At 59.5% G+C, this 25,662-nt stretch carries 22 protein-coding genes; 14 read left to right on the top strand and 8 right to left on the bottom strand.

The features are described 5' to 3' along the window. The first annotated feature begins 4 nt into the window (after positions 1–4). The 8 genes from livM (at position 5) to AC1DNI_RS15400 (ending at position 10,975) form a co-directional block, all read left to right on the top strand. Complete coding sequence (gene livM / locus AC1DNI_RS15365) at positions 5–1,399, top strand: high-affinity branched-chain amino acid ABC transporter permease LivM (RefSeq protein ID WP_091920996.1); 1,395 nt, start codon at positions 5–7, stop codon at positions 1,397–1,399. After that, complete coding sequence (locus AC1DNI_RS15370) at positions 1,399–2,811, top strand: ATP-binding cassette domain-containing protein (protein ID WP_477692476.1); 1,413 nt, start codon at positions 1,399–1,401, stop codon at positions 2,809–2,811. Before livM ends, AC1DNI_RS15370 begins: the two co-directional genes overlap by 1 nt. After that, positions 2,811–3,542, top strand: a complete 732-nt coding sequence (locus AC1DNI_RS15375; RefSeq protein ID WP_027231138.1) for an ABC transporter ATP-binding protein — start codon at positions 2,811–2,813, stop codon at positions 3,540–3,542. Before AC1DNI_RS15370 ends, AC1DNI_RS15375 begins: the two co-directional genes overlap by 1 nt. A gap of 46 nt (positions 3,543–3,588) precedes the next feature. Beyond that, the gene (locus tag AC1DNI_RS15380; protein ID WP_027231139.1) at positions 3,589–3,942 is read left to right on the top strand and encodes a DUF6867 family protein; all 354 of its coding nucleotides are present in this window, start codon (positions 3,589–3,591) and stop codon (positions 3,940–3,942) included. 127 nt (positions 3,943–4,069) lie between these two features. Beyond that, a complete protein-coding gene (locus AC1DNI_RS15385) occupies positions 4,070–5,185 on the top strand; it encodes a branched-chain amino acid ABC transporter substrate-binding protein (protein WP_027231140.1) in 1,116 nt (371 codons plus the stop codon). A 168-nt stretch (positions 5,186–5,353) separates the two neighbouring features. After that, positions 5,354–8,812 (top strand): pyruvate carboxylase, encoded by a 3,459-nt coding sequence (gene pyc, locus AC1DNI_RS15390; protein ID WP_477692477.1) that lies wholly within the window; start codon positions 5,354–5,356, stop codon positions 8,810–8,812. 155 nt (positions 8,813–8,967) lie between these two features. Next, the gene (locus AC1DNI_RS15395) at positions 8,968–9,750 is read left to right on the top strand and encodes a DeoR/GlpR family DNA-binding transcription regulator (RefSeq protein WP_477692478.1); all 783 of its coding nucleotides are present in this window, start codon (positions 8,968–8,970) and stop codon (positions 9,748–9,750) included. A 58-nt stretch (positions 9,751–9,808) separates the two neighbouring features. After that, positions 9,809–10,975 carry an MFS transporter gene (locus AC1DNI_RS15400; RefSeq protein ID WP_477692479.1) on the top strand — a complete coding sequence of 389 codons (1,167 nt, stop codon included), beginning with the start codon at positions 9,809–9,811 and terminating at the stop codon, positions 10,973–10,975. Here AC1DNI_RS15400 and AC1DNI_RS15405 read toward each other — a convergent pair. Beyond that, a complete protein-coding gene (locus AC1DNI_RS15405) occupies positions 10,972–12,087 on the bottom strand; it encodes a patatin-like phospholipase family protein (protein WP_027231143.1) in 1,116 nt (371 codons plus the stop codon). The two genes, AC1DNI_RS15400 and AC1DNI_RS15405, sit on opposite strands and share 4 nt — an antisense overlap. Beyond that, the gene (locus tag AC1DNI_RS15410) at positions 12,087–12,866 is read right to left on the bottom strand and encodes a 3-hydroxybutyrate dehydrogenase (RefSeq protein ID WP_477692480.1); all 780 of its coding nucleotides are present in this window, start codon (positions 12,864–12,866) and stop codon (positions 12,087–12,089) included. The genes AC1DNI_RS15405 and AC1DNI_RS15410 overlap by 1 nt, the downstream gene beginning before the upstream one ends. A gap of 224 nt (positions 12,867–13,090) precedes the next feature. Between AC1DNI_RS15410 and ispG the strand changes: the two genes are divergently transcribed. Then, complete coding sequence (gene ispG, locus AC1DNI_RS15415) at positions 13,091–14,350, top strand: flavodoxin-dependent (E)-4-hydroxy-3-methylbut-2-enyl-diphosphate synthase (protein WP_477692481.1); 1,260 nt, start codon at positions 13,091–13,093, stop codon at positions 14,348–14,350. A 4-nt stretch (positions 14,351–14,354) separates the two neighbouring features. Here ispG and AC1DNI_RS15420 read toward each other — a convergent pair whose 3' ends face one another. Then, complete coding sequence (locus tag AC1DNI_RS15420; RefSeq protein ID WP_477692673.1) at positions 14,355–15,272, bottom strand: polyprenyl synthetase family protein; 918 nt, start codon at positions 15,270–15,272, stop codon at positions 14,355–14,357. 211 nt (positions 15,273–15,483) lie between these two features. Here AC1DNI_RS15420 and mtgA point away from each other — a divergent pair, with 211 nt between their 5' ends. Together mtgA and rpmF are read left to right on the top strand one after the other, a co-directional pair. Further along, complete coding sequence (mtgA, locus tag AC1DNI_RS15425) at positions 15,484–16,179, top strand: monofunctional biosynthetic peptidoglycan transglycosylase (RefSeq protein WP_027231147.1); 696 nt, start codon at positions 15,484–15,486, stop codon at positions 16,177–16,179. 189 nt (positions 16,180–16,368) lie between these two features. Next, a complete protein-coding gene (gene rpmF / locus AC1DNI_RS15430; protein WP_027231148.1) occupies positions 16,369–16,551 on the top strand; it encodes a 50S ribosomal protein L32 in 183 nt (60 codons plus the stop codon). 66 nt (positions 16,552–16,617) lie between these two features. Here rpmF and AC1DNI_RS15435 read toward each other — a convergent pair whose 3' ends face one another. The 5 genes from AC1DNI_RS15435 to phaR form a co-directional block, all read right to left on the bottom strand. After that, a complete protein-coding gene (locus tag AC1DNI_RS15435) occupies positions 16,618–17,856 on the bottom strand; it encodes an RNA polymerase sigma factor (protein WP_477692482.1) in 1,239 nt (412 codons plus the stop codon). 5 nt (positions 17,857–17,861) lie between these two features. Continuing rightward, on the bottom strand, positions 17,862–18,215 hold the full coding sequence (locus AC1DNI_RS15440) for a YciI family protein (protein WP_027231150.1): 354 nt from the start codon (positions 18,213–18,215) through the stop codon (positions 17,862–17,864). 96 nt (positions 18,216–18,311) lie between these two features. Beyond that, complete coding sequence (locus tag AC1DNI_RS15445) at positions 18,312–18,593, bottom strand: cupin domain-containing protein (protein WP_228017655.1); 282 nt, start codon at positions 18,591–18,593, stop codon at positions 18,312–18,314. Positions 18,594–18,598: 5 nt separating this feature from the next. Further along, entirely contained in the window at positions 18,599–19,036 is a 438-nt protein-coding gene (locus tag AC1DNI_RS15450) for a GlcG/HbpS family heme-binding protein (protein ID WP_477692483.1), read from the bottom strand. A gap of 75 nt (positions 19,037–19,111) precedes the next feature. Next, positions 19,112–19,720 (bottom strand): polyhydroxyalkanoate synthesis repressor PhaR, encoded by a 609-nt coding sequence (gene phaR / locus AC1DNI_RS15455; protein ID WP_113281479.1) that lies wholly within the window; start codon positions 19,718–19,720, stop codon positions 19,112–19,114. Positions 19,721–19,982: 262 nt separating this feature from the next. Between phaR and AC1DNI_RS15460 the strand changes: the two genes are divergently transcribed. From AC1DNI_RS15460 to AC1DNI_RS15470, 3 genes are all read left to right on the top strand, one after another. Beyond that, positions 19,983–21,167, top strand: a complete 1,185-nt coding sequence (locus tag AC1DNI_RS15460) for an acetyl-CoA C-acetyltransferase (RefSeq protein ID WP_477692484.1) — start codon at positions 19,983–19,985, stop codon at positions 21,165–21,167. Between the two features lie 121 nt (positions 21,168–21,288). Beyond that, a complete protein-coding gene (phbB, locus tag AC1DNI_RS15465; protein ID WP_027231155.1) occupies positions 21,289–22,014 on the top strand; it encodes a beta-ketoacyl-ACP reductase in 726 nt (241 codons plus the stop codon). A 563-nt stretch (positions 22,015–22,577) separates the two neighbouring features. After that, on the top strand, positions 22,578–25,661 hold the full coding sequence (locus AC1DNI_RS15470; protein ID WP_477692485.1) for a helicase-related protein: 3,084 nt from the start codon (positions 22,578–22,580) through the stop codon (positions 25,659–25,661). Position 25,662: the final 1 nt, after the last annotated feature.

The raw sequence follows: 25,662 nt of genomic DNA on the forward strand, positions 1-25,662 counted from the left end.
GCTCATGGCCGATGTCCAGAATACAGAACGGGATTCCGTTTTCGCGAAAGCCCTGAAGGAAGGGATTATCTCAGGTGCAATCGCACTCGGGCTATTCTGCCTGATTGTCGGTTTCCGCACCGAGCAGAACATTCGCAACGAACTGATCCTGACCCAGCGCTGGGGACTTTTGGCGATCTTTGTCCTCGTCGCGGCGGTGGGTCGGTTCCTCGTTACATACACTGCGCCGATGCGCGCCGAGCGCAAGAAGTTGCACAAGGTCGCCGAGGCGAGGGAGCCGTCCGCATTCAGGAAGTCTTTCCCGAAGATCGGTCTTGGCCTGCTCTTCCTCTATCCCGCCCTCGTGGTCCTGATACTCAGTGCCTATCAGGGGTCGATGATGGGCGGACTGCAGGCCTCGCTCAAATATGTCGATAATTTCGGCATCCAGATCCTTATCTACGTCATGCTGGCGTGGGGACTGAATATCGTCGTCGGCCTCGCCGGACTGCTCGATCTCGGTTACGTCGCATTCTACGCCGTCGGTGCTTATTCCTACGCGCTGCTCTCGGCCCATTTCGGCCTGTCATTCTGGCTGCTTTTGCCGATGGCCGGCATTTTCGCCGCGACCTGGGGCATTATCCTTGGGTTCCCGGTGCTGCGCCTGCGCGGTGACTATCTTGCCATCGTAACGCTTGCCTTCGGTGAGATCATCCGTCTCGTCCTCATCAACTGGACAGCTGTCACGAAGGGAACGTTCGGTATCTCCGGCATCGCCAAGGCGACATTGTTCGGCATCCCGTTCACCCCGGGTCCGACAGGTTTCGCTGCGATGTTCGGCCTGCCAAACTCCGGCGTCTACTACAAGATCTTCCTCTATTATCTCATCCTATGCCTGGCGTTGCTGACCGCCTGGGTGACGATCCGCCTGCGCCGCATGCCTGTTGGCCGCGCCTGGGAAGCCCTGCGCGAAGACGAGATCGCGTGCCGCTCGCTCGGCATCAACACCACGACGACCAAGCTTACGGCATTTGCCACCGGCGCGATGTTCGGCGGTTTTGCGGGCTCGTTCTTCGCGGCACGCCAGGGTTTCGTCAGCCCGGAATCCTTCGTCTTCCTCGAATCGGCAATCATCCTGGCGATGGTCGTTCTCGGCGGCATGGGATCGCTGGTTGGTATCGCAATCGCTGCGGCCGTCATGATCGGCGGTACGGAACTGTTGCGCGAACTCGAATTCCTCAAGCTTATCTTCGGCCCCGACTTTACCCCGGAACTCTACCGCATGTTGTTGTTCGGCCTTGCCATGATCGTCGTCATGGTGTGGAAGCCGCGCGGCTTTGCCGGCAGTCGAGAACCAAGTGCCTTCTTGCATGAACGCAAGATGATATCGGGCGAGTTTACGAAAGAAGGGCACGGCTGATGGTTTCGGAAGTGCAGAAGAATACCAGCGCAATCCTGCGTGTTGAACGTCTCTCAATGAAATTCGGTGGCCTTATCGCCATCAACGATCTGAACTTCGAAGCCAAGCGCGGTGCGATCACGGCCCTCATCGGCCCCAATGGTGCCGGCAAGACGACGGTGTTCAACTGCATCACCGGCTTCTACAAGCCGACCGAAGGCATGTTGACGCTGACGCGCCAGAACGGCGAGGAGTATCTTCTCGAACGCATGGCCGATCATGTCATCACCAAGCGGGCTAAGGTCGCGCGGACGTTCCAGAACATCCGCCTGTTCTCCGGGCTGACGGTGCTCGAAAACCTCCTGGTTGCGCAGCACAATCCGCTGATGCTTTCCTCAGGCTTCACCGTCCTTGGCCTCCTCGGCTTCCCGACCTACAAAAAAGCGGCCGCGGAAGCGATCGAGAAGGCACGTTACTGGCTGGAGAAGATCAATCTCGTCAGCCGGGCGGACGATCCTGCCGGCGATCTGCCCTACGGGGCGCAACGCCGTCTCGAGATTGCCCGTGCCATGTGCACCGGGCCGGAGCTCCTTTGTCTCGACGAGCCAGCAGCGGGCCTGAATGCGCGTGAATCGGCGGAACTCAACAAGTTGCTCCTCGATATTCGCGCCGATACGGGAACGTCGATCCTGCTTATCGAGCACGACATGTCCGTGGTGATGGAAATTTCCGACCATGTTGTCGTTCTCGAATACGGTACCAAGATTTCAGATGGCACGCCTGAGACCGTCAAGAATGATCCGAAGGTCATCGCCGCCTATCTCGGCGTCGAAGACGAGGAAGTGGTCGAACTGATCGAGAAGGCGGAAGAAGCGGGCGTCGACGACATCACGGCCGCTGTCGATTTGCTCTCTTCCGAGGCGCTGCACGAGATCGTCGAGACGCATCCTGATGCTCAGCCGGTAGAACTCATTCCGGCCAACACGCTGCTTGAGACAGCACCGGCAAAAACTGCCGCCGCCCGCAAGGCGTCAGCGAAGACTGCGGCGCCCAAACCGGCCTCACCAAAGGCTGCGGCTCCTAAACCGGACTCGTCGAAGACTGCGGCACCTAAACCGGCGTCGCCGGCGAAAGCCGCTGGCATCAAGGCAGGGGCGACAGCCAATGCACTGGCCGAACCGCGCGGCGGCAAGGCCGACAAGCTGATCCTGATCAAGGGCATAGGTCCGGTCAACGAGCGCAAGCTCAACGAACACGGCATCTTCCATTTCGATCAGATTGCCGCATGGAAGAAAGCCGATATCATTGCCGCCGAAGCCTATCTCGCTTTCGACGGGCGGATTGCCCGTGAAGACTGGATCGGCCAGGCCAAGACACTGGCAAAGGAAAGCCAGGCTAAACCGGCGCCCAAGAAGACCGGAGGGGCTAAGTAATGTCGCAGAACCAGGCCCTTCTCAGCATCGAGAATGTCGAGACCTATTACGGCAATATCCGTGCGCTGAGCGGTGTAACCGTTCATGCCAATCCCGGTGAGATTGTCACGCTGATCGGCGCCAATGGCGCAGGCAAATCAACGCTGATGATGACGATCTTCGGCATGCCGCGCGCCCGCACCGGCCGCATCGTCTTTGACGGCACGGACATAACGCAGTTGCCGACACATGAGATTGCGCGCCTGCGCATCGCGCAGTCGCCGGAAGGACGCCGCATTTTCCCGCGCATGACCGTGCAGGAAAACCTGCAAATGGGCGCGAGCCTCGACAATCTCAAATTTTTCGACGAAGACTCGCGCATGGTCTTCGACCTGTTCCCGCGTCTCAAGGAGCGCATCAACCAGCGCGGCGGTACACTTTCCGGCGGCGAACAGCAAATGCTGGCGATCGGCCGCGCGCTGATGGCGCGTCCCCGGTTGCTCCTGCTCGACGAACCTTCACTCGGTCTCGCGCCGTTGATCATCAAACACATTTTCGAAGCCATCAAGGAACTGAACAAGAATACGGGCCTGACCGTGTTCCTGGTCGAACAGAATGCGTTCGGCGCCTTGAAGCTCGCGGACCGTGGCTATGTGATGGTCAACGGCATCGTAACGATGAGCGGTTCGAGCGCCGACCTTCTTGCCAATCCGGAAGTGCGTGCCGCCTATCTCGAAGGCGGTCGTCACTGAACAAGTAGGGCTTCCACCGACGGCAAAGCCCAAGGAGAATAATGCCATGCAAGGCATACTTTACGAAGAACCGTCCATCTTTCTGTTCCTGCTCGTCACCTGTGTCATGGGGGGCTGGGCGGCCTGGATGGCGGGACGTGCCTGCGCTAAGACCTGGCGTCCGATTGCCTTCCTCGTCTTCTACATGCTGTTGCTCGGCATCGCCGTCAGGTTCATTCACTTCGCCCTGTTCGGCGGCACGATGCTGACGCTGCATTATTATGTGGTCGATACGATTGTCCTGATCATCTTCGGGACATTGGGCTATCGATACACCCGCACCAACCAAATGATAGGTCAATATTTCTGGCTCTACGAAAAAGTTTCTCCATTTTCATGGAAGGAAAAAACGGGAGCCTAACCAATCTCGCTGATGCGAAATGAATCAGCGTGACAACCGCCGGGAAATCGGCAAATGTGCGCTTCAAGCGATGAAAACGGGTCATCGCGAGGGGTTAAGTAAATACTTAGAAAATGGGAGTTTTCAAATGAAGAAATCACTGTTCTCGGGCGTTGCACTCGCTGCAATGCTCGCTTTGAGCGGTCATGCCTATGCTGATCTGTTGATCGGCGTCGGCGGTCCGTTGACCGGCCCGAACGCTGCATTCGGCGCTCAGCTGCAGAAGGGCGCTGAGGCTGCCATTGCCGAGATCAATGCTGCGGGCGGCATCAACGGCGAACAGGTCAAGCTTTCGCTCGGTGACGACGTTTCCGATCCGAAGCAGGGCATTTCGGTTGCCAACAAGTTCGTTGCTGACGGCGTAAAGTTCGTTATCGGCCACTTCAATTCGGGCGTTTCGATCCCCGCATCTGAAGTCTATGCTGAAAACGGCATCCTCGAGATCACGCCTGCCGCGACCAACCCGGTCTTCACCGAGCGCGGCCTCTGGAACACCTTCCGTACTTGCGGTCGCGACGACCAGCAGGGCGTGGTAGCCGGCACGTTCATTGCCGAGAAGTTCAAGGACGCCAAGGTTGCCGTCGTGCACGACAAGACGCCTTATGGCCAGGGTCTTGCTGACGAAACCAAGAAGACCTTGAATGCCAAGGGCGTCAAGGAAGCCATGTACGAAGGCGTCAACGTCGGCGACAAGGACTTCTCCGCGCTGATCGCCAAGGCAAAGGAATCGGGCGTAACGGTTCTCTACTGGGGTGGTCTTCACACCGAAGCCGGCCTGATCATGCGCCAGCTCGCCGACCAGGGCCTCAAGGTTCAGTTCATCTCCGGTGACGGTATCGTTTCGAACGAACTCGCTTCGATCGCTGGCGACGCAGTTGCAGGCACGCTGAACACCTTCGGTCCCGATCCGAGCAAGAACCCTGCCAACAAGGAACTCGTCGAGAAATTCCGTAAGCAGGGCTTCGAACCGGAAGCTTACACCCTCTATTCCTACGCTGCAGCTCAGGTCATCGCCGACGCAGCGAAGGCTGCCGGATCGAACGATCCTGAAGCCGTTGCCAAGGTGATGAAGGAAAAGGGTCCATTCAAGACCGTTCTTGGCGACATCGCCTTTGACGAAAAGGGTGACCCGAAGCTTCCAGGCTACGTCATGTACGAGTGGAAGAAGGGCGAAGACGGCAAGTACAGCTACTTCCAGCAGTAAGCCTTCTTGCATGATTGCCTAAGCGAATGCCCGGCCTTGCGCCGGGCATTTTGCTGTTGGACATTTCGATTTCTTATGGTCAATATGCGTTGTTTGCAGTGCAGCAATCTGTAGCCAGATAAGCGCGCCAAACCAAAACTACTTTAGTTCATATTCGGAGTTGCGGTCTTGCCTATCAAGAAAATCCTCGTCGCCAATCGTTCGGAAATCGCGATCCGCGTGTTTCGCGCTGCCAATGAACTCGGCATGAAAACCGTGGCGATTTGGGCGGAAGAGGACAAGCTTGCGCTGCATCGCTTCAAGGCGGACGAATCCTACCAGGTGGGGCGTGGACCGCATCTTGCCAAGGATATGGGGCCGATCGAAAGCTATCTCTCGATCGAGGAAATCATCCGCGTCGCCAAGCTTTCCGGGGCCGATGCGATTCATCCCGGCTATGGGCTGCTTTCGGAAAGCCCGGAGTTTGCCGAAGCCTGCGCCGAGGCGGGCATCATCTTTATCGGGCCCAAGCCTGAAACCATGCGCCGCCTTGGCAACAAGGTCGCCGCGCGCAACCTCGCGATCGAAATCGGCGTTCCGGTCGTGCCGGCAACCGATCCGCTTCCTGACGACATGGAAGAGGTAAAGCGGCTCGCCGAGAAGATCGGGTATCCCGTGATGCTCAAGGCGTCTTGGGGAGGCGGCGGCCGCGGCATGCGGGCCATCTTCAAGCCGGAAGACATCGCCCGGGAGGTCACCGAGGGCAAGCGCGAGGCCAAGGCCGCGTTCGGCAAGGATGAAGTCTATCTCGAAAAGCTCGTTGAACGCGCGCGGCATGTCGAGGTGCAGATCCTCGGCGATACGCACGGCAATGCGGTGCACCTCTTCGAGCGCGACTGTTCCATCCAGCGCCGCAACCAGAAAGTGGTGGAACGAGCCCCGGCGCCCTACCTCAACGAGGCGCAGCGCAAGGAAATCTGCGACTACGGCTTGAAGATCGCCAAATCGACCAGTTATATCGGAGCCGGAACGATCGAGTTCCTGATGGATTCCGATACCGGCTCGTTCTATTTCATCGAGGTCAATCCGCGCATCCAGGTTGAGCACACGGTGACCGAGGAAGTGACTGGGATCGACATCGTCAAGGCGCAGATCCGCATCCTCGAAGGCGCCACCATCGGAACGCCCGAATCGGGTGTGCCGGCACAAAAGGACATCGGGCTCAACGGCCACGCCTTGCAGTGCCGTATCACCACCGAGGATCCCGAGCAGAATTTCATTCCCGATTATGGCCGCATCACCGCCTATCGCGGCGCAACGGGCTTCGGCATCCGACTCGACGGCGGTACCGCTTACTCGGGCGCCGTTATCACCCGCTTTTATGATCCGCTCCTCGAAAAGATCACCGCCTGGTCACCGACGGCCGAGGAGACCATCCACCGCATGCACCGCGCCTTGCGCGAGTTTCGTATTCGCGGCGTTGCTACGAACCTGACCTTCCTTGAAGCCATCATTACGCATCCGAAGTTCACCGACAATTCCTACACAACGAAGTTCATCGACACGACGCCGGAACTCTTTGCGCAGGTGAAGCGGCAGGACCGCGCCACCAAGCTCTTGACCTACCTTGCCGATGTGACGATCAACGGGCATCCGGAAACCAAGGGCCGCGCCACCCCGCCGAAGGAAGCGGCGCTCCCGCGCGTTCCCTTCATTGAAGCGTCGATTCCAGACGGCACCAAGCAACTGCTGGATCAGCTTGGACCGAAGAAGTTCGCTGAGTGGATGCGCAGTGAAGAGCGCGTGCTCGTCACCGATACGACGATGCGCGATGGCCACCAGTCGCTGCTGGCGACACGCATGCGCACCTATGATATCGCCCGCGTCGCCGGGACCTACGCGCGCGCGCTCCCGCAATTGTTCTCGCTCGAATGCTGGGGCGGGGCGACCTTCGACGTTGCGATGCGCTTCCTGACGGAGGATCCGTGGGAGCGGTTGGCGGAAATTCGCGAGCGTGCGCCCAACATCCTGTTGCAGATGCTTTTGCGCGGCGCCAATGGCGTCGGCTACAAGAGCTATCCGGATAATGTCGTCAAATATTTCGTCAGCCAGGCGGCGCGCGGCGGTATCGACGTGTTCCGTGTCTTTGACAGCCTGAACTGGGTCGAAAACATGCGCGTCAGCATGGATGCGGTCATCGAGGAGAACAAGCTCTGCGAAGCGGCGATCTGTTACACCGGCGACATTCTCAACTCGGCGCGGCCGAAATATGATCTAAAATATTATGTCGATCTTGCCCGCGAGGTCGAGAAAGCGGGCGCTCATATCATCGCCGTCAAGGACATGGCCGGGCTACTGAAACCTGCTGCAGCCAAGATTCTGTTCAAGGCGCTGCGGGAAGCAACCGATCTGCCCCTGCATTTCCATACGCACGACACATCGGGGATCGCGGCCGCGACGGTCCTTGCTGCCGTCGACGCGGGGGTCGATGTGGTCGACGCCGCCATGGATTCACTCTCCGGCAATACCTCGCAGCCTTGTCTCGGCTCCATCGTCGAGGCGTTGAAGGGCACCGAGCGCGATCCCGGCCTCGATCCTGAGTGGATTCGCCGCATCTCCTTCTACTGGGAGGCGGTGCGCACCCAGTACGCGGCATTCGAAAGTGATCTCAAGGGACCGGCTTCGGAAGTCTATCTGCACGAAATGCCTGGCGGCCAGTTCACCAACCTCAAGGAGCAGGCCCGGTCGCTCGGTCTCGAAACCCGCTGGCACGAGGTGGCGCAGGCCTATGCCGACGTTAACCAGATGTTCGGCGACATCGTCAAGGTGACGCCGTCGTCGAAGGTCGTGGGCGACATGGCGCTGATGATGGTGAGCCAGGATCTGTCGGTCGCGGACGTGAAAAACCCCGGCAAGGACATCGCCTTCCCGGATTCGGTCGTCTCCATGATGCGCGGCGACCTTGGCCAGCCGCCAAAGGGTTGGCCCAAGGATATCCAGAAGAAGGTTTTGAAGGACGAGAAGCCATTCACCGAACGACCGGGCGCGCTGCTCGCGCCGGCGGATCTCGAGGCGGAACGCAACGACATCGAAACCAAGCTCGAACGCAAGATCACCGACCAGGAGTTTGCCTCCTATCTTATGTATCCGAAGGTCTTTACCGACTTTGCCACCACGCACGATACCTATGGGCCGACGAGCGTCCTGCCGACCCATGTGTATTTCTACGGGCTTGCGCAGGAGGAAGAGGTCTTCCTCGATATCGAACGCGGCAAGACATTGGTCGTGCGCAATCTTGCCATGGGCGAGGCCGACGACAAGGGCATGTGCACGGTCTTCTTCGAACTTAACGGCCAGCCACGCCGGGTCAAGGTGCCCGATCGCACGCGCGCCGCGGGTGGAGCGGGCCTTCGCCGCAAAGCGGAACTCGGCAATGACAAGCATGTCGGCGCGCCAATGCCGGGTATCGTATCGACGGTCGGCATCGCTCCGGGGCAGAAGACCAATGCCGGCGACGTATTGCTGTCCATCGAAGCAATGAAGATGGAAACAGCGTTACGCGCCGAGCGCGACGGCACCGTCGCCGAAGTACTTGTCCGTGCCGGCGATCAGATCGATGCCAAGGACCTTTTGGTGGTCTACGAATAGGGCCGGTTTTCATTTAGTGAAATTTTCGCAAGGGCCCCAAACGGGGCCTTTGTTGCAAAGGGATTCGGTCCACATTGCACGTTTATGCATAAATGCGCAATTGATATTGCCGATATCGGCAGTATGGGGTACAAGGATGCAATGGAGAAACGTCCTTGCTGAAAGATCTATCCCCGGACGAACGCAAAAGCATGATCCTGCGGCGGATCAATGAGAACGGTCGTGTGCTCGCCAACATGATTGCGTCGGAGTTCGGCGTCTCGGAAGATTCCATACGCCGTGACCTGCGCGAACTCGCGGATCAGGGCCTCGTTCAGCGCTTTCATGGCGGGGCAGCCCGCAGCAGAACGGGACCGAGAAGTTTCCAGCAACGCGCGCGCGAAGAGACCGCCGGGAAAAAGGCGATCGCCCGGGCGGCGGCAGCGCTTATTCCGCCCGATGCAACGATGGTGCTTGATTCCAGCACGACGGTTCTCGAATTCGTGCGCGCCCTTCCTGCCGATTTCAGAGCCTGCATCATCACGAGTGCACCGGATATCGCTGTCGCGGCGCTCGATCATCCGCTTTGCGAGGTTATATTGCTTGGCGGAACCTTGAACCGGCTGACGCGCAGCGTGATCAGCCAATCGACGCTGGCCGAAGTTCAATCGATGCGCATCGACTACTGCGTGCTTGGCGCCTGCGCTGTCGATGAAAGCCTGATGCTGCGAGCCGAAAATTATGATGATGCGCGCATGAAACTGGCCTTTGCCGAGGCGAGCAACGAAGTCCTGCTGTTGGCAACCAGCGACAAGCTGGTGAAGCGGGGTCCGTTCGCCATCGGGCCGATAGCCCTTATATCCACCCTCGTCACCGATACCACGGCCGACCCCTCGATCCTTGATCGCATAGGTGGTGCTGGTGTCGAGGTGATCGTTGCCGCCGACAAACAAGCCTGATTTTATGTGAGTGAATTCAATGTCCGTCCAAGCCCAATCTGCAACCGGTGAAGCCCCAATGGATGCCGCGACCTTTCGCAGGAAAGCTGTTTATGGCCGTTGGGCCGTCGCCAGCGCGTTTTTCTTCAATGGCTTCCTTGTCGGCAGCTGGGCTCCGCAAATTCCTGTCTTCATGACGCGGCTCGGCATCAGCGAGTTCACGCTTGGGCTTCTTATCCTGGTGTTCGGCATCGGGGCGCTGGCTTCGATGCCCTGGTGCGGCTACCTCATCGAAAAGCATGGATCGCGCGCCGTGGTGAAGGCGTTTGCCATATTCTGCTCCTTCTCACTCCTTCTCGTTGCCCTCGCGCCCAACGTGATAAGCGCCGCACCGGCGCTCTTTCTGTTCGGCGCAGTCATCGGCGGGATGGATGTCGCGATGAATGCGAATGCGGTGGAGGTCGAGAAAAAACTCTCCCGCGCCGTCATGTCGTCCTCGCACGGCTTCTGGAGCCTCGGTGGCTTTGCCGGCGGCGGACTTGGGGGCATCCTGATCGAAGCCCATGGACATCTGGCACATGCCGTCGTCGTGACGATCATCGCGATCGCGATCGGCCTCATTGCATTCCGGTTCATGATTACCGAGGACGCGCCCGTCAGGCACGAGAAGCAGAAGCTGAAGTTCCCCACCAATCCCTTGATCTACCTCATCGGCTTGATGGCGCTCTTCTCCATGGTTCCGGAAGGGTCGGTGCTCGATTGGGCAGCGCTCTATCTGCGCCAGGAGCGCGGGGCCGATATCGCCACGGCCGGCTTCGCATTTGCGGCATTTTCGGGAACGATGTCGATCATGCGTTTTCTCGGCGATGGAGTGCGCGACCGTTTCGGTGCCGTCAATACGCTGCGCATTTCCGCGCTGATCGGGGCCTCGGGAATGCTTGCCGCCAGTATCGCGCCGACCTCGTGGATCGCCATTCTCGCCTTTGCCTTTTCCGGCCTCGGCATAGCCAACATGGTGCCCATTGCCTTTTCGGCGGCCGGCAACCAGCAGGGCACGTCATCGGGCGTGGCCCTCAGCATGGTTACGCTCATGGGTTATTCGGGGATACTCGTAGCGCCATCGGCAATCGGTTTTGTCGGCGGCAAGACCGGGTTCGGACCGATCTATATGGTGCTCGCGGGTCTGCTTGTCGTCGTCTTCCTCATGGCAAACCTTGCCAGGAGCGCGGATCAAAAAGCGAGTTAGGCCCGGCGCGCGGCACCCATTGGTTTTTTCCGCTGCAAGAGGAAATCGCTGACGCGACGGCCGGGCTTTTTCGCCTTAAAGCCGATATGCATTTCCGGCGCGAGTTCGCCGGTCAGGTCGAGAGTGGCGTGCTCGCCTACGGCGTCGCTGTGCTCATCAAGCCAATCTTCAGCGGCGGCGCGCCCAAGGTCACGCAGATATTCGAGGAAGGCCCATTCGGCATTGATCTTCGAGGAAGAAGACAGGCCCGCCAGAGCCTCGTCGGCGTCGATTCGATGCATGCGGATATGGCGGTAGTCGCCATGCTGAAGCCGCCCGGCGTCGATCAATGAGTTGACAAAGGCAATCGAGCGGAATTCGCGCAGCAGCGCGGCATTGAATGTGATTTCGTCGATTCGCTCGCTGATTTCGCGTGCGGTCTTTGGCGTGCCGCGCCGCTCGATCGGATTGATCTGGACAAGGAGAACATCCTCGCTCTCGCTCGAATAGAAGAACGGGTAGAGGGCAGGATTGCCGCCATAGCCGCCATCCCAATAGGGCTCGCCGTCAATTTCCACCGCCTGGAAAATATAGGGAAGGCACGCGGAAGCCATCACGACGTCGGCGTTCAGTTCCGATTGCGAGAAAACACGCAGGCGCCCCGTCTCGACATTCGTGGCGGAAATGAAGAGCTTGAGCTTGGGGCAGGCCTTCACCCTGTCGAAGTCGATTTCCTTTTCGATCACGTCGCGCAACGGATTGAGATTGAAGGGATTGAACTCATAGGGCGAAAAAACGCGCGAGATCTGTTCAAACAGATTGAAGCCAAAGCCATTCTCAATGGACCAGTTTCCAAAGAACCTGTCCCAGGGCGAGCGCTGCACCGGGCTGAATTGGCCCGTTCGGCCCACTGCGCGCCAGAAATCATGCAATTTGGCGCGCGCACCTTCGGCGCCATTGTGGGCCCAGCCATCGGCAAGAGCCACGGCATTCATTGCGCCGGCGCTCGTACCCGAGACGCCCTCGATTGTCAGTCGCCCGTCCTCCAGAATGCGGTCGAGCACGCCCCACGTAAAAGCGCCGTGCGAACCACCACCCTGAAGGGCGATGTTGATGGCCTTGGTTTTGGCCATTATGCCGCTGTCCAGCCGCCGTCGACGGAAATTGACGTACCGGTGATCTGTGCTGCGGCGTCGCTGGCGAGAAACACCACCGTCGCACCGATCTGGTCGACCGTCGCAAACTCCTTCGTCGCTTGCTTGTCCAGCATCACTTCGCGAACCACCGTATCGCGATCCATATTATGCGCCTTCATCTGATCGGGGATCTGGGCCTCGACCAAGGGCGTGAGCACATAGCCCGGGCAAATTGCGTTGCAGGTGATATGTTTTTCGGCGACTTCGAGGGCTACGGTCTTGGTCAGGCCAAGGATGCCGTGCTTGGCAGAGACATAGGCCGACTTGAAGGGCGAGGCGCGCAGGCCATGGGCCGAGGCGATATTGATGATGCGACCCCAGCCGGATTTCTTCATATGCGGTAGCGCTGCAGCAGTGGTGTGGAACGCCGATGTCAGGTTGATCGCGATGATCGCATCCCATTTCTCCACCGGAAACTCATCGACCGGCGCGACGAACTGGATCCCGGCATTGTTGACGAGCACGTCGACGCTGCCAAAGGTATCGGCCGCCTTTTCGATCAGCGCCCGGCATTCGCCGCCGTTCGACATGTCCGCCTTGATGTAGACGACGTCCACCCCATGCTTTTCAGCGATTTCCTTGGCAAGCGCATGATCCTCGGGGCGATCGGTGAAGGAGTTGATCACGACATTGTAGCCGGCGGCTGCGAGTGCATGGGCAGAACCGAGGCCGATTCCGGAGTTGGAACCTGTGACGACTGCGGTCTTTTTGATCATGGCAAAGGCTTCCTTCGATTTTAAACAGCCGCCGCCTCACGGCCCGGGGCAATATATTGCATTGCAGCAAAATTGCTAGGCTCGCAGCCGTGAGACTTTGTCATGGAAGCTCTGCATTCAGCGGGTAGCATGACTGGAACCTTTTCTCTTCGACGTTGAGGGGCGGTCAGTGTTGACAAACAGCGATAGCTGCGCCACCTGAACGGGATACTTGGAGCGTGATGATGTCTGACTATTATTCCGACCCCTTTCCCCGGCGTCCATCTGTTGGTGTTGATGTCGGCGGCGTAATGGTGGGTGGCGGTGCGCCCATTGTCGTGCAGTCGATGACCAACACGGATACTGCCGACGTCGATGGCACTGTAGCGCAGGTCGCCGCGCTGTCGCGTGCCGGATCCCAGATCGTGCGCATCACCGTCGACCGTGACGAATCCGCTGCCGCTGTTCCAAAAATTCGCGAACGTCTCGACAGGCTCGGTCTCCCGGTGCCGCTCGTTGGCGATTTTCACTATATCGGCCACAAGCTCCTTGCCGATCACCCGGCCTGCGCGGAGGCCCTGGCCAAATACCGCATCAATCCGGGCAATGTCGGCTTCAAGGAGAAGAAGGACGCGCAATTTGGCGCCATCATCGAGATGGCGATCCGCTACGACAAGCCTGTGCGCATCGGCGTCAACTGGGGTTCGCTCGACCAGGAGCTCCTGACGGCGCTCATGGATCAGAATCACAAGGCAGGGGCGCCGCTCACGGCCGAGCAGGTTACCCGCGAGGCGATCGTCCAGTCGGCGTTGATTTCGGCCCAGCTTGCCGAAGAGATCGGCCTTGCCCGATCGAAGATCATTCTCTCCGCGAAGGTGAGCCAGGTACAGGATCTGATTGCAGTCTATGCCGAGCTTGCACGCCGCACAGACCACGCGCTTCACCTTGGCTTGACCGAAGCCGGCATGGGTTCGAAGGGTATTGTCGCATCGTCCGCCTCGCTTGGCATCCTCCTGCAGCAGGGGATTGGCGATACGATCCGCATTTCGCTGACCCCCGCGCCCGGCGGCGACCGGACCCAGGAAGTGCAGGTCGCGCAGGAACTTCTGCAGACCATGGGCTTTCGCCAGTTTATTCCCATCGTCGCTGCCTGCCCCGGCTGCGGACGCACCACGTCGACGGTTTTTCAGGAATTGGCGCAGTCGATTCAAAGCGACATCCGCAAGAACATGCCGATCTGGCGCGAGAAGTATCCCGGCGTCGAGGCGCTTAACGTCGCCGTTATGGGGTGCATCGTCAATGGTCCGGGCGAGTCGAAGATGGCCGATATTGGCATATCCCTGCCGGGAACCGGCGAAACGCCGTCAGCCCCTGTATTTGTCGATGGCAAAAAGGTTGCGACGCTGCGCGGTGCCGGCATTGCCGAGGATTTCCAGAAGATGGTCGCCGAGTACATCGAAAGCCGGTTCGGTCAGCGGTCCGCCGGATCGCACGCCGCCGAATAGATTGCTAACTGCGCCGCTCGGCAATGAAGCGGGCAGCGTCCTTTAACAGTGCGGCCGAAGCGCCGTAGGGCGAAAGCAGTTCTTCCGCCTGGGCGACCAAGCCGGCAAGCTGGCGCTTGGTCCACTCGATCCCATGCAGCGAAACGAGCGTTGCCTTGCCAGCGGCAGCATCCTTGCCGGTCGCCTTGCCCATGCGGCTGGCATCGGCGGTCACATCCAGCAAGTCGTCGGCGAGTTGAAAGGCAAGGCCAATAGCCGAGCCATATTCCGCCAGCCGTTCGCGATCCTTCTCGCCGGCATTGCCGATAATGGCCCCGGCCTCGCAGGCGAAACGGATGAGCGCGCCGGTCTTCATTGCCTGCAGGCGAATAATGCCTTCCTCATCGGGTTTGACCGTTTCCGCTTCAAGATCAAGCGCCTGCCCCCCGGTCATGCCACCTATGCCGGCAGCGCGCGCCAATTGCGTGATGAGGGCCAGTCGCGCGGAGGGAGGCAACTCGGTCGCCTCGTCCGAAATGAGTTCGAAAGCGTAGGTCAGGAGGCTGTCGCCGGCAAGAATGGCGGCGGCCTCGTCGAATTTGCGATGCACTGTCGGCTGGCCTCGACGCAAATCGTCATCATCCATGGCTGGAAGATCGTCATGAACAAGCGAATAGCTGTGAATGCATTCGAGCGCCGCCGCAACGCGCAGCGCCGCAAGGTTGTCCGCTCCGAAAAGGGCTGCACTTTCCATTACAAGGAAGGGGCGCAGCCGCTTGCCCCCATTGAGCACGCCATGGCGCATCGCGGCCATCAGGCGCGGCGGTCGGCTGATTTCGCCGGTGCGCGAGCGATCAGAGAGGAGTTCGCCAAGCAATGCTTCGACGGCCGCCGCCCGCTGCTGCAAGGTAATCTCGAACAATGAAAAGCCCTGATCCGTCATCATCATCCGCCAATGACCGAAAAATTGCTCGCCGGTCAATGGGGCTGGTTGCAGCTGCCATCAATTTGGTGCGCTGCCGTGTGTGGATAATGCATAAAACTGCAGAATGAATTCCCTTCCGCGGCGCTTTGCTCTATGTCCAAGAAGAGTTTTAGCGCGGACGGACTGAGTGACGAGGGTTTTGGTTAGAAACAAGCGGGGGAGAGGTTATCTGGTCGGGCCCGGTCGTTCGCCCGTCGGACGGCTGATACGATACGCCGTCCTTGCCGGCGTTGTTTTGATCATGCTGCCGCTGGTTCTTCTGAGCCTCTATCGTATTCCTTTCGTGCATCCGGTCTCGACGCTCATGGTCAAGGACCTCGTGACGTTTTCAGGTTACGACCGGCGCTGGGTGCCCATCGAGCAAATCTCACCGGTGCTGATCAATTCGGTGATGATGTCCGAAGATGCGCGGTTCTGCTTTCATTCAGGCGTTGACTGGGACGCGCTGAATTCCGTTGTCTCTGATGCGATTGATGGCGAGCAGACCCGTGGCGCTTCGACAATCACCATGCAGACGGCCAAGAACCTTTTCCTCTGGACCAGCCGTTCCTTCATCCGCAAAGGTCTGGAAGTGCCGCTTGCGATGCTGACGGATCTGATCCTGCCCAAGCAACGGATCATGGAAATCTACCTGAACATCGCAGAGTGGGGTCCGGGCATCTATGGCGTCGAGGCTGCTGCACAGCATCATTTCAACACAAGTGCAGCAAAGCTTTCACCGCGCCAGGCAGCCTATCTCGCAGTAACACTCCCCAATCCGATCGTCCGCAATCCAGCAAAGCCGGGACGCGGCATGCAGACACTCGCGCGGCTCAACGAACGCCGGGCACGCGGCGCGGGTGCTTATATCGGCTGCGTGAAGTAGGATTGGAGCTACCCCGCACGGCGCCAAACACGGTAGCATCGGCACTTGCGACAAAAAATATGCGAGTCCTGCTGGTCAAAAGCTCTCAAGCCGTGTATAGCCCCACCCGAACTTTCCGGAATTTTGTCCATTGTGACAGGCTCAAATCGGGCCAGTGCCGGATTTTGACTGATTACTGGAGCTGGAACAATGGCTGTACCTAAACGAAAAACTTCCCCGTCGAAGCGCGGCATGCGCCGTTCCGCTGACGCCCTGACTGCCCCGACCTATGTCGAGGACAAGAATTCCGGCGAACTGCGCCGTCCGCATCACGTCGATCTGAAGACCGGCATGTATCGCGGTCGCCAGGTGCTGACGCCGAAGGAAGGCTGATCGCCTCTTCGATACGCTTGAATAAAAAGACCGGCTTCAGGCCGGTCTTTTTATTGGGGGGCAGGTTCATTGCAGCAGTGCATGTCGCCGTCGCTGCAGAAATTCGCGCATGGCCGGCACATCGCAAAGGCCAATGGCGCGATCATAGGCGGATCGCGCTTCATCGCCGCGTCCGAGCGATGTCAGCAGGTGCGCAGCAACCGCCCAATAGGGTTGGTAGCTTTTCACCGCCGTGCCGGGAATGCTCTCGAGCAAGTTCCAGCCGAGCGCCGGACCGCGGGCCTCGGCAATGGCCGCGGCCCTCCCCACCATCGCTCCGATCGTAGGCGCCTGGGCAATAAGACCCTCGTAGAGAAGTGCAATCTCCTCCCAATCAATGCTTCCGGTTCGCTTACGCTGAGCGTGAATCGACTGGATTGCCGCTTCGAGCTGAAAGCGACCGACACGGCGGTATGGTGCTGCCGAGCGCAGGAGTTGCTCCGCTTCTTCGATCATCGGCTGCGACCAAACTGCGGTGTCCTGTTCCATAAGCGGAACATAATTGCCGGCGGCGTCGCGCCGGGCATTGTGCCGTGATTCACAATAGAGCATGAGCGCCAGCAGGCCGCGCACCTCCGGCTCGTCCGGCATGAACCGCAGAAGCAAGTGGCAGAGTTCCATGGCCTCACGGCCAAGGCCCCTGCTGCGCGGATGTTCGCCAGCGACGTCATCCCAACCGCTGCCGTAGGCGGCGTAGATGGCCTCGATGACAGCATTGAGCCGCTGGGGCAGGTCCTCTGCTGCGGGCACCTCAAACTCCATGCCGGCGTCGCGGATCTTGCGCTTGGCGCGGGCAAGGCGCTGGCCCATCGCAGCGGGTTGCACCAGAAATGCCGAGCCGATACGCACAGCATCAAGGCCGAGTAAGGTCTGCAGCATGAGCGGGGTGCGCGCGGCTCGATCGATGGCGGGGTGCGCGCATATGAAGAGCAATTTCAATCGTTCGTCGGGAAAGGACGGCGCGGCATCGGCCATGTCATGCGCCTCCTCGGCAATTGCGAGCAATGTCGGTATCGCAGCAGTCCTGACACGCGTGCGGCGCATCGCATCCAACAGACGGTTGCGTGCCACCGCAAGCAACCAGGCTTCGGGCTTGGCGGGAATGCCATTGCGTGGCCAGGTTTCGAGGGCCGAGGCGAAAGCATCGGCAAGCGCCTCCTCCGCGGCAGTCAGGTCACGCGAACGCGCCGCGAGAAAGACAACGAGCCGGCCGTAGGAATGACGCGCCGCCATCTCGACGACGCGGCGCGTATCCTCATCGCTCATGGGCTTCACATCGGAATGTTTGGCCGAACTTCGACAACGCCGCCCGCCACGGCAGCCGGGGACCGGGCCGCCCAACTGAGCGCGGTATCGAGATCGGGCACGTTGATGATGTAGAAACCGCCGAGCTGTTCCTTGCTGTCGGCATAAGGTCCGTCCTGGACCTGCGGCTGACCATCCCGCAATTTTATCGTGGTCGCCGTCTCAGGCGCCTGAAGTCCGGCGCCAGTGACCATGATGCCAGCCTCCCTCAGGACTTGCGAATAAGCCATCCATCCGGCGACATAGGCTTGCTGTCTCGCTGGGTCTGTTCGCGCCGCATATGCATCTTGCGTCTCATAGGCCAAAATCGTGTAGTTCATGGCTGTTCCTTCCCGGTTATAGCGCAAAGACATGCGCCCGACGCAATGACGGCTCACCGCAGCGCATTTTGACATGAACCGAAGATTTTCCCGAGCCTATTTGATTTCAATCTCGATGAAGGAATATTCGCCGTCATTGGCGTTAATGACGTCGTGTTCGACGCCCTCCGAGCGAAAATAAGGCACGCCCTTTTTCATGTCCGCAAAGGACTCGCCATCGTTGGTCAGGAGTTTGACCCGTCCGTCCATCATCGGCACCACCACATAATCGTGGCCATGCCGGTGCCAGCCCGTATTGTCTCCCGGCGCGAACCGATACTCCGTCACCACCACGCGGTCATTGTCGATGAAGACGGTTGCCTTGGCTGATCCGGACATGCGCTCTAACCCTGGCCGCCATCGGCGACAAAGCCAGCGGCCTCGACGCCTGCGATTGCTGCCGTCTCGTCATTATCGGACGTGTCGCCACTGATGCCGACTGCGCCAATGACCTCGCCCTTGGCATTCTTGACGAGAACGCCGCCGGCAACCGGAATCACATTTCCGCCGGACGAAGCGACAAGGCCTTCCATGAAATGCGGACGGTCCTTGGCGAATTTTTCTACGGTACGCGAACCGGCACCGATAGCCAGGGCGCCATAGGCCTTGCCGAAAGCGATCTCAAAGCGAAGCATCGACGAGCCGTCCTGCTTCTGGAAGGCCTTCAGGTGACCGCCCGCGTCGAGGACAGCAACCGAAAGCGGTCGCATCCCGCCTTCGGCGCCTTTGGCCAATGCGGCCTTGATGATGGAATTAGCCTTCGAAAGTGTGATGTACGCCATGATGGTCTCTCTGCGATAGAAGTTCGAATGAAGGCAGGCTTCGGACCGAGGCCGGTTGTAGAATGACGGAGGGTGCTACTTATCGAGCGAGTCGAGTTTACGCTGCATCGCAGCGATCTGTTCCTTCAGCTCGTCGAGGCCGCCGCCATCCTTGGTGGGTTTGTCGGATGCTGCCTCGCCCGCTTCGGGCTCCGGGCCCTTGCCGAGCGGAAAGGGCGTAAACATCCGCATTGCGTTCTGCAGCATTTCGGTGTTGCGCCGCACCTGCTCTTCGACCAGCTTGATAGGGGCGCTGACATTCATCATGTCCATTGGCGTCTTGCCGAAGGCCGCGGTCAGCTGCTCGCGCATACGCTCCTGTTCCTTGGCGAAAGCCTGCATGGACTGTTCGAGGAATGTCGGCAAAACCACCTGCATCTGGTCGCCGTAATAGGCGATCAACTGGCGCAGGAACGGGATTGGCAACATGTTCTGCCCATCCTTGTTCTCCAGTTCGAAGATGATCTGCGTCAGAACCGAATGCGTGATGTCCTCCCCCGTCTTCGCATCCTGTACTGTAAAGTCCTCATTGCGCTTGACCATTTCGGCCAGATCCTCAAGCGTCACGTAGGTACTCGTGCCGGTATTGTAGAGACGCCGATTGGCATATTTCTTGATCACGACGTCGCCAGTTTTTCCTGCCATTGCTCAACTCCCCAACCTCGCGCCCTCCGCCGAATTTGCGTGCCGGCTTACGGATCAAGCGGGAAGGATAGGGGCAAAGCGCGGCAATTCAAAGAGAATTGTGCAGCGCATCCAACGCGATGCGAGGAAGGTCATGCTGCGCTGCAGCAATGGATAATTTGGCCTTCGGAAACAAATTGCCTTGTCAAACGATTGCGGGGAGGGAATTCTGTCGGGGAAGTGTGCTGCACCAACCAGCATGACAAATTTGAGGAGACTTCCCATGAGCCAATCGATCGTCATTGCCAGCGCTGCGCGCACCGCTGTCGGGTCATTCAACGGCGCATTCGCCAATACGCCGGCGCATGAACTCGGTGCTGCCGTCATCAAGGAGGTCCTTGCGCGGGCCGGTGTGGATGCGGCAGACGTGGATGAAGTCATTCTCGGCCAGGTGCTGACCGCCGGCGAGGGGCAGAACCCTGCGCGTCAGGCAGCCATTGCTGCCGGTATCCCGCAGGAGGCAACCGCCTGGAGCCTCAACCAGGTGTGCGGATCGGGCCTGCGCGCCGTGGCGCTGGGGATGCAGCAGATTGCAACAGGCGATGCCAATATCATCGTCGCCGGCGGACAGGAATCGATGTCCTTGAGCCCGCACTGCGCGCATCTTCGCGCCGGTGTGAAGATGGGCGACTACAAGATGATCGATACGATGATCAAGGACGGCCTCACCGATGCGTTTCATGGCTATCATATGGGCATCACCGCAGAGAACATTGCCCGCAAGTGGCAGTTGACGCGCGAGGAGCAGGACAGTTTCGCCCTCGCCTCGCAGAACAAGGCCGAGGCCGCGCAAAAGGCCGGGAAGTTCAAGGACGAGATCGTTCCCTTCACCATCAAGACGCGCAAAGGCGACGTTGTCGTTGCCGATGACGAATATATTCGCCATGGCGCCACAATGGATGCACTGACCAAGCTGCGTCCCGCCTTCGACAAGGAAGGCACCGTTACCGCAGGCAACGCCTCGGGACTAAACGATGGCGCCGCCGCCGTCGTACTGATGACGGAGGAAGAAGCCAATCGCCGCGGCATCAAGCCGCTTGCCCGTATCGCTTCCTGGGCAACCGCCGGCGTAGACCCGGCAATCATGGGAACTGGGCCGATCCCCGCCTCGCGCAAGGCGCTGGAGAAAGCCGGCTGGAAAGCCGAGGATCTCGACCTGGTCGAAGCCAACGAGGCATTTGCCGCGCAGGCGTGCGCCGTCAACAAGGACCTCGGCTTCAATCCCGACATCGTCAACGTCAATGGCGGCGCCATTGCGATCGGCCATCCGATCGGCGCTTCGGGTGCGCGCATTCTCAATACGCTGCTTTTCGAGCTGAAGCGCCGTAACGGCACGAAGGGCCTCGCGACCCTTTGCATCGGCGGCGGCATGGGCGTTGCACTCTGCATCGAACGCCTCAAGGACTAATCCGCTGAGGACCGGCGCGCATTTGTCGGGCCGGTCCATTTCGCACGGTGGGTAGGCCCTGCGCTTTCAATTTTCTCAACATTTTCTTGATTGGCAGAAATACGTTTAAGGGAGGGCGACAATGACAAAAACAGCAATCGTAACGGGCGGAACACGAGGCATCGGCGCTGCCATAAGCATTGCGCTGAAGAAGGCCGGTTATAATGTTGCGGCAAACTACGCCGGCAATGACGAAGCGGCGCAGAAATTCAGCAAGGAAACCGGCATACCGGCCTACAAATGGGACGTGTCCAACTACGAGGAATGCGCAGCCGGCATAGCCAAGATCGAGGCCGATCTCGGTCCGGTCGCCGTGCTCGTCAACAATGCCGGCATCACGCGCGACGCAATGTTCCACAAGATGACGCCGGCGCAGTGGAACGACGTCATCAATACGAACCTCACGGGCCTCTTCAACATGACGCACCCGGCGTGGAACGGCATGCGTGACCGCAAATTTGGGCGGGTGATCAACATATCGTCGATCAACGGCCAGAAGGGCCAGGCAGGACAGGCCAATTATTCGGCGTCGAAGGCAGGCGATATCGGCTTCACCAAGGCGCTGGCCCAGGAGGGCGCGCGCGCCGGCATCACCGTCAACGCCATCTGCCCGGGCTATATCGGCACGGAGATGGTGCGCGCGATCGACGAGAAGGTGCTCAACGAGCGCATCATTCCGCAAATCCCTGTCGGCCGTCTCGGCGAGCCGGAAGAAGTTGCACGTTGCGTGGTGTTCCTGGCATCGGACGATGCCGGCTTCATCACCGGCTCCACGATCTCGGCGAATGGCGGGCAATATTTTAGCTGATCCTGCCAAAGAGTGTCTCGCGGTCCGCGCGAGGCACTCGTCGTTCGCAAGCCCTGAATCTTCTCCTAACGGTGATGTCGCAAATCAAAGAACAAAGCGCGAAACGACAGGGCCTTGCCTGGCCATCGCGCGATTCCAGTCGGATTCTCCGACGCAGAACACGACACGGGGCTTCCCTGTTTAGATTTATGATAACTTATTGAATTAACAGTCGTATTTTATTCAATTTGACGCCTTTAGCTCCAGCATTATCGTTAATGCAGATGCAATAGAACTGATCACCCTAGCAAAAGCCGATTCAGCATTTAGCTGGACTCGGATTGTAAAAATCTACATATTGCCGTGAACAAATCAGGAATCTCATCCTAGAGCTGATTCGTAGCTGATTCGTTCTTCTCGCGTTCTATTTCTTAATGGAAGACTCCGTGAATCGGTTCATGATTGTTTATCCGGTCGCCCCCGCATACTTTCTGTCGAACGTTGAAAGTGCTACGCGGAAAAGCATGCCCGGCTACTACTCACTCACCTGATTGGGCCTTGGTACCGGTATTGGAATGTAGTTGATGAACCTTATGCCCACCTCTGAACTTCCTCTCGTCCTGACGGGCCGTGACGTTACGGCCGTACTCGGACCGACAAATACGGGAAAGACGCATCTCGCCATCGAACGGATGCTATCGCACCAGACCGGCATGATCGGCCTGCCGCTGCGGCTGCTCGCGCGCGAGGTCTATAACCGCGTGGTGCAGCGCGTCGGTGTGGCAAACGTTGCGCTGATTACGGGCGAGGAAAAGATCAATCCGGTCGGCGCGCGCTATTCAGTCTGCACAGTGGAAGCCATGCCACGCCAGACCGACATGGATTTCGTCGCCATCGACGAGGTGCAACTGGCCAATGATCTCGAGCGCGGGCACATATTCACCGATCGCATCCTGCATCTGCGCGGACGCCAGGAAACATTGTTGCTTGGCGCCGCCACAATGCGCGGTATTCTCGAAAAGCTCCTGCGCGGCATTTCCGTCGTCACGCGGCCGCGGCTTTCCAATCTTACCTATGCGGGATCGAAGAAGATTACCCGCCTGCCGCCGCGCACCGCGGTCGTAGCCTTCGCGGCCGAGGAGGTCTATGCGATCGCCGAACTCATCCGGCGCCAGAACGGCGGCGCTGCCGTGGTGATGGGGGCCTTGAGTCCCCGAACGCGCAATGCGCAGGTCGAAATCTACCAGTCGGGCGATGTCGACTATCTGGTCGCGACCGACGCGATCGGCATGGGTCTCAATCTTGATGTCGACCATGTCGCCTTCGCCCAGGACCGGAAATTCGACGGCTATCAGTTCCGCAACCTTTCGTCGGCCGAGATCGGCCAGATTGCGGGCCGAGCCGGGCGGCACCTGCGCGACGGTACCTTTGGCGTCACGGGGGCAATTTCCGGTTTTTCCGAGGAACTGGTGCAACGCGTCGAGTCGCACACATTCGACCCGGTCAAGATATTGCAATGGCGGACGGCCCGTTTCGACTATTCGAGCATCGCGGCGCTAAAGCGCTCGATCGAGACACCCGCGCCGATCGAAGGGCTGACGCGCGCGCTCCCCGCCGTCGACCAGCAGGCGCTCGAGTTTCTTTCGGCCGATCCCGACGTTGCCCCGCTTGCCAATACGCCTGAGCGCGTGGCGCTGTTGTGGGATGCCTGCGCGCTTCCAGACTACCGCAAGATCGCGCCGGCGCAGCATGCCGACATCATCGCGTCGGTCTATACCGATCTCGTCGAATTCGGTCATGTAAACGAGAATTACATGGCCGAAGAGGTGCGCCGGGCCGATTCCACGGAGGGTGACATCGACGCTCTTTCACGCAGGATCGCCCAGATCAGAACGTGGACTTTTGTGTCGCACAGGCCCGGATGGCTGGCAGATCCGACACATTGGCAAGAAAAGACGCGTGAAATTGAGGACAGACTATCCGATGCACTGCATGAACGGTTGACGAAACGCTTCGTAGACCGCAGGACAAGCGTGCTTATGAGGCGCCTGAGAGAGAATACAATGCTAGAAGCCGAAATCAGCCCTGCCGGGGACGTCGTTGTCGAAGGGCACCATGTTGGACGCCTGGACGGATTCCGTTTCACAACGGACGCACAGGTCGAGGGAACGGATGCCAAAGCCCTCCGGGCAGCCGCGCAGAAAGCCTTGGCTGCGGAGTTCGAAAGCCGGGCGGAGCGCTTTGCCGCTTCTGCCAATGGCGACTTCGCGCTCGGCTCGGATGGAACACTGCGCTGGATAGGCGCCCCGATCGCATCGGTGGTGCCGGGCGAGCAGGCGCTCAAGCCGCGCGCCGTCCTTCTGGCGGATGAGCAATTGACGGGTCCGGCGCGCGATAAGGTTGCCGCACGCGTCGATCGATTCCTGGCCCATCATATCGAGACGGTGCTCAAGCCGCTGGTTGATCTCGCCAATGCCGACGCGCTCGTCGGTATCACCAAGGGACTTGCCTTCCAGCTCGTCGAAAATTTCGGTGTCCTGCAGCGCCGCGATGTTGCTGACGACGTTCGCGGCCTCGACCAGGACTCGCGCGCTGCGCTTCGCAGGCTCGGGGTGCGGTTCGGCGCGTACCATGTCTTCCTGCCACTGCTCTTGAAGCCGGCTCCGGCCGGCCTGTTGACGCTGCTCTGGGCGCTCAAGGAAGACGCCAAGGATCGTCCGGGTTATGGCGACGTCGTACAGGTGCTCGCAGCCGGCCGCACTTCGGTCGTCACCGATGCAAGCTTTGATCCTGCATTCTACCGCCTTGCCGGTTACCGGCTGCTTGGCCGCCGCGCGGTTCGCATCGATATTCTCGAACGGCTTGCTGATCTTATTCGCCCCGCTCTCGGCTGGAAGCCTGGAACCGGCACGCGTCCGGATGGCGCCTACGATGGAACACGCTTCGTCGTAACCCCGGCAATGATGTCGATCCTTGGCGCGACTGCCGACGACATGGAAGAGATTCTGAAGAATCTCGGCTACCGTGCAGAAGCGACCGACGCCGCAGCGGTCGCTGCCAAGCTCGTCGAGCTCGATGTGGCAGCCGCGCCCGCGCCAGAAGCGGCTCCGGCTGCGGAAGGTGGCGCGGCCGAAGCCACGGCAAAACCGGCTGCAGCCGATACTGCCGAGGCAGAGTCCGCCGCATCCGAAGATACGCCGACAGTAGATGAACCCGCTGCCGCACCGGCAGAGACCACGGTTGTAGCCAGCCCGCTAGCAGAAGTGGCGGAAACTGTCGAGACTGCACCGAGCGCCCCCGAAGAGGCGCCAAAGCCAGTTCTTTTGTGGCGGCAGGCCCGTTTCGATGGGCGCGGCAATCGCGGCAATCAGGAAAAGCGCGGCAACGCCCGTGGTGCGGAAGCCAGGGGCAACAACCAGTCCGAGCAACGCAGCCCTCGTCCGGCAAACAACGAGAATGTGCGGCCCGAGCGGAGCGAGCGCAAGGAACACTTCCGTGGCAAGGGCAAGCCCGGAGGCAATGATCGCTTCAAGAACGAAGGCGGCAAGCCCAACAATGGCAAGCCGCAACATGGCAAGCGTCCCGAGCGCGAGGAGCGGCCAGTCAAGATCGACATGGATTCGCCCTTTGCCAAGCTTCTTGCCTTGAAGGAGCAACTGAAAAAATAGG

The sequence above is a fragment of the Phyllobacterium sp. 01N428 genome, assembly GCF_056399405.1.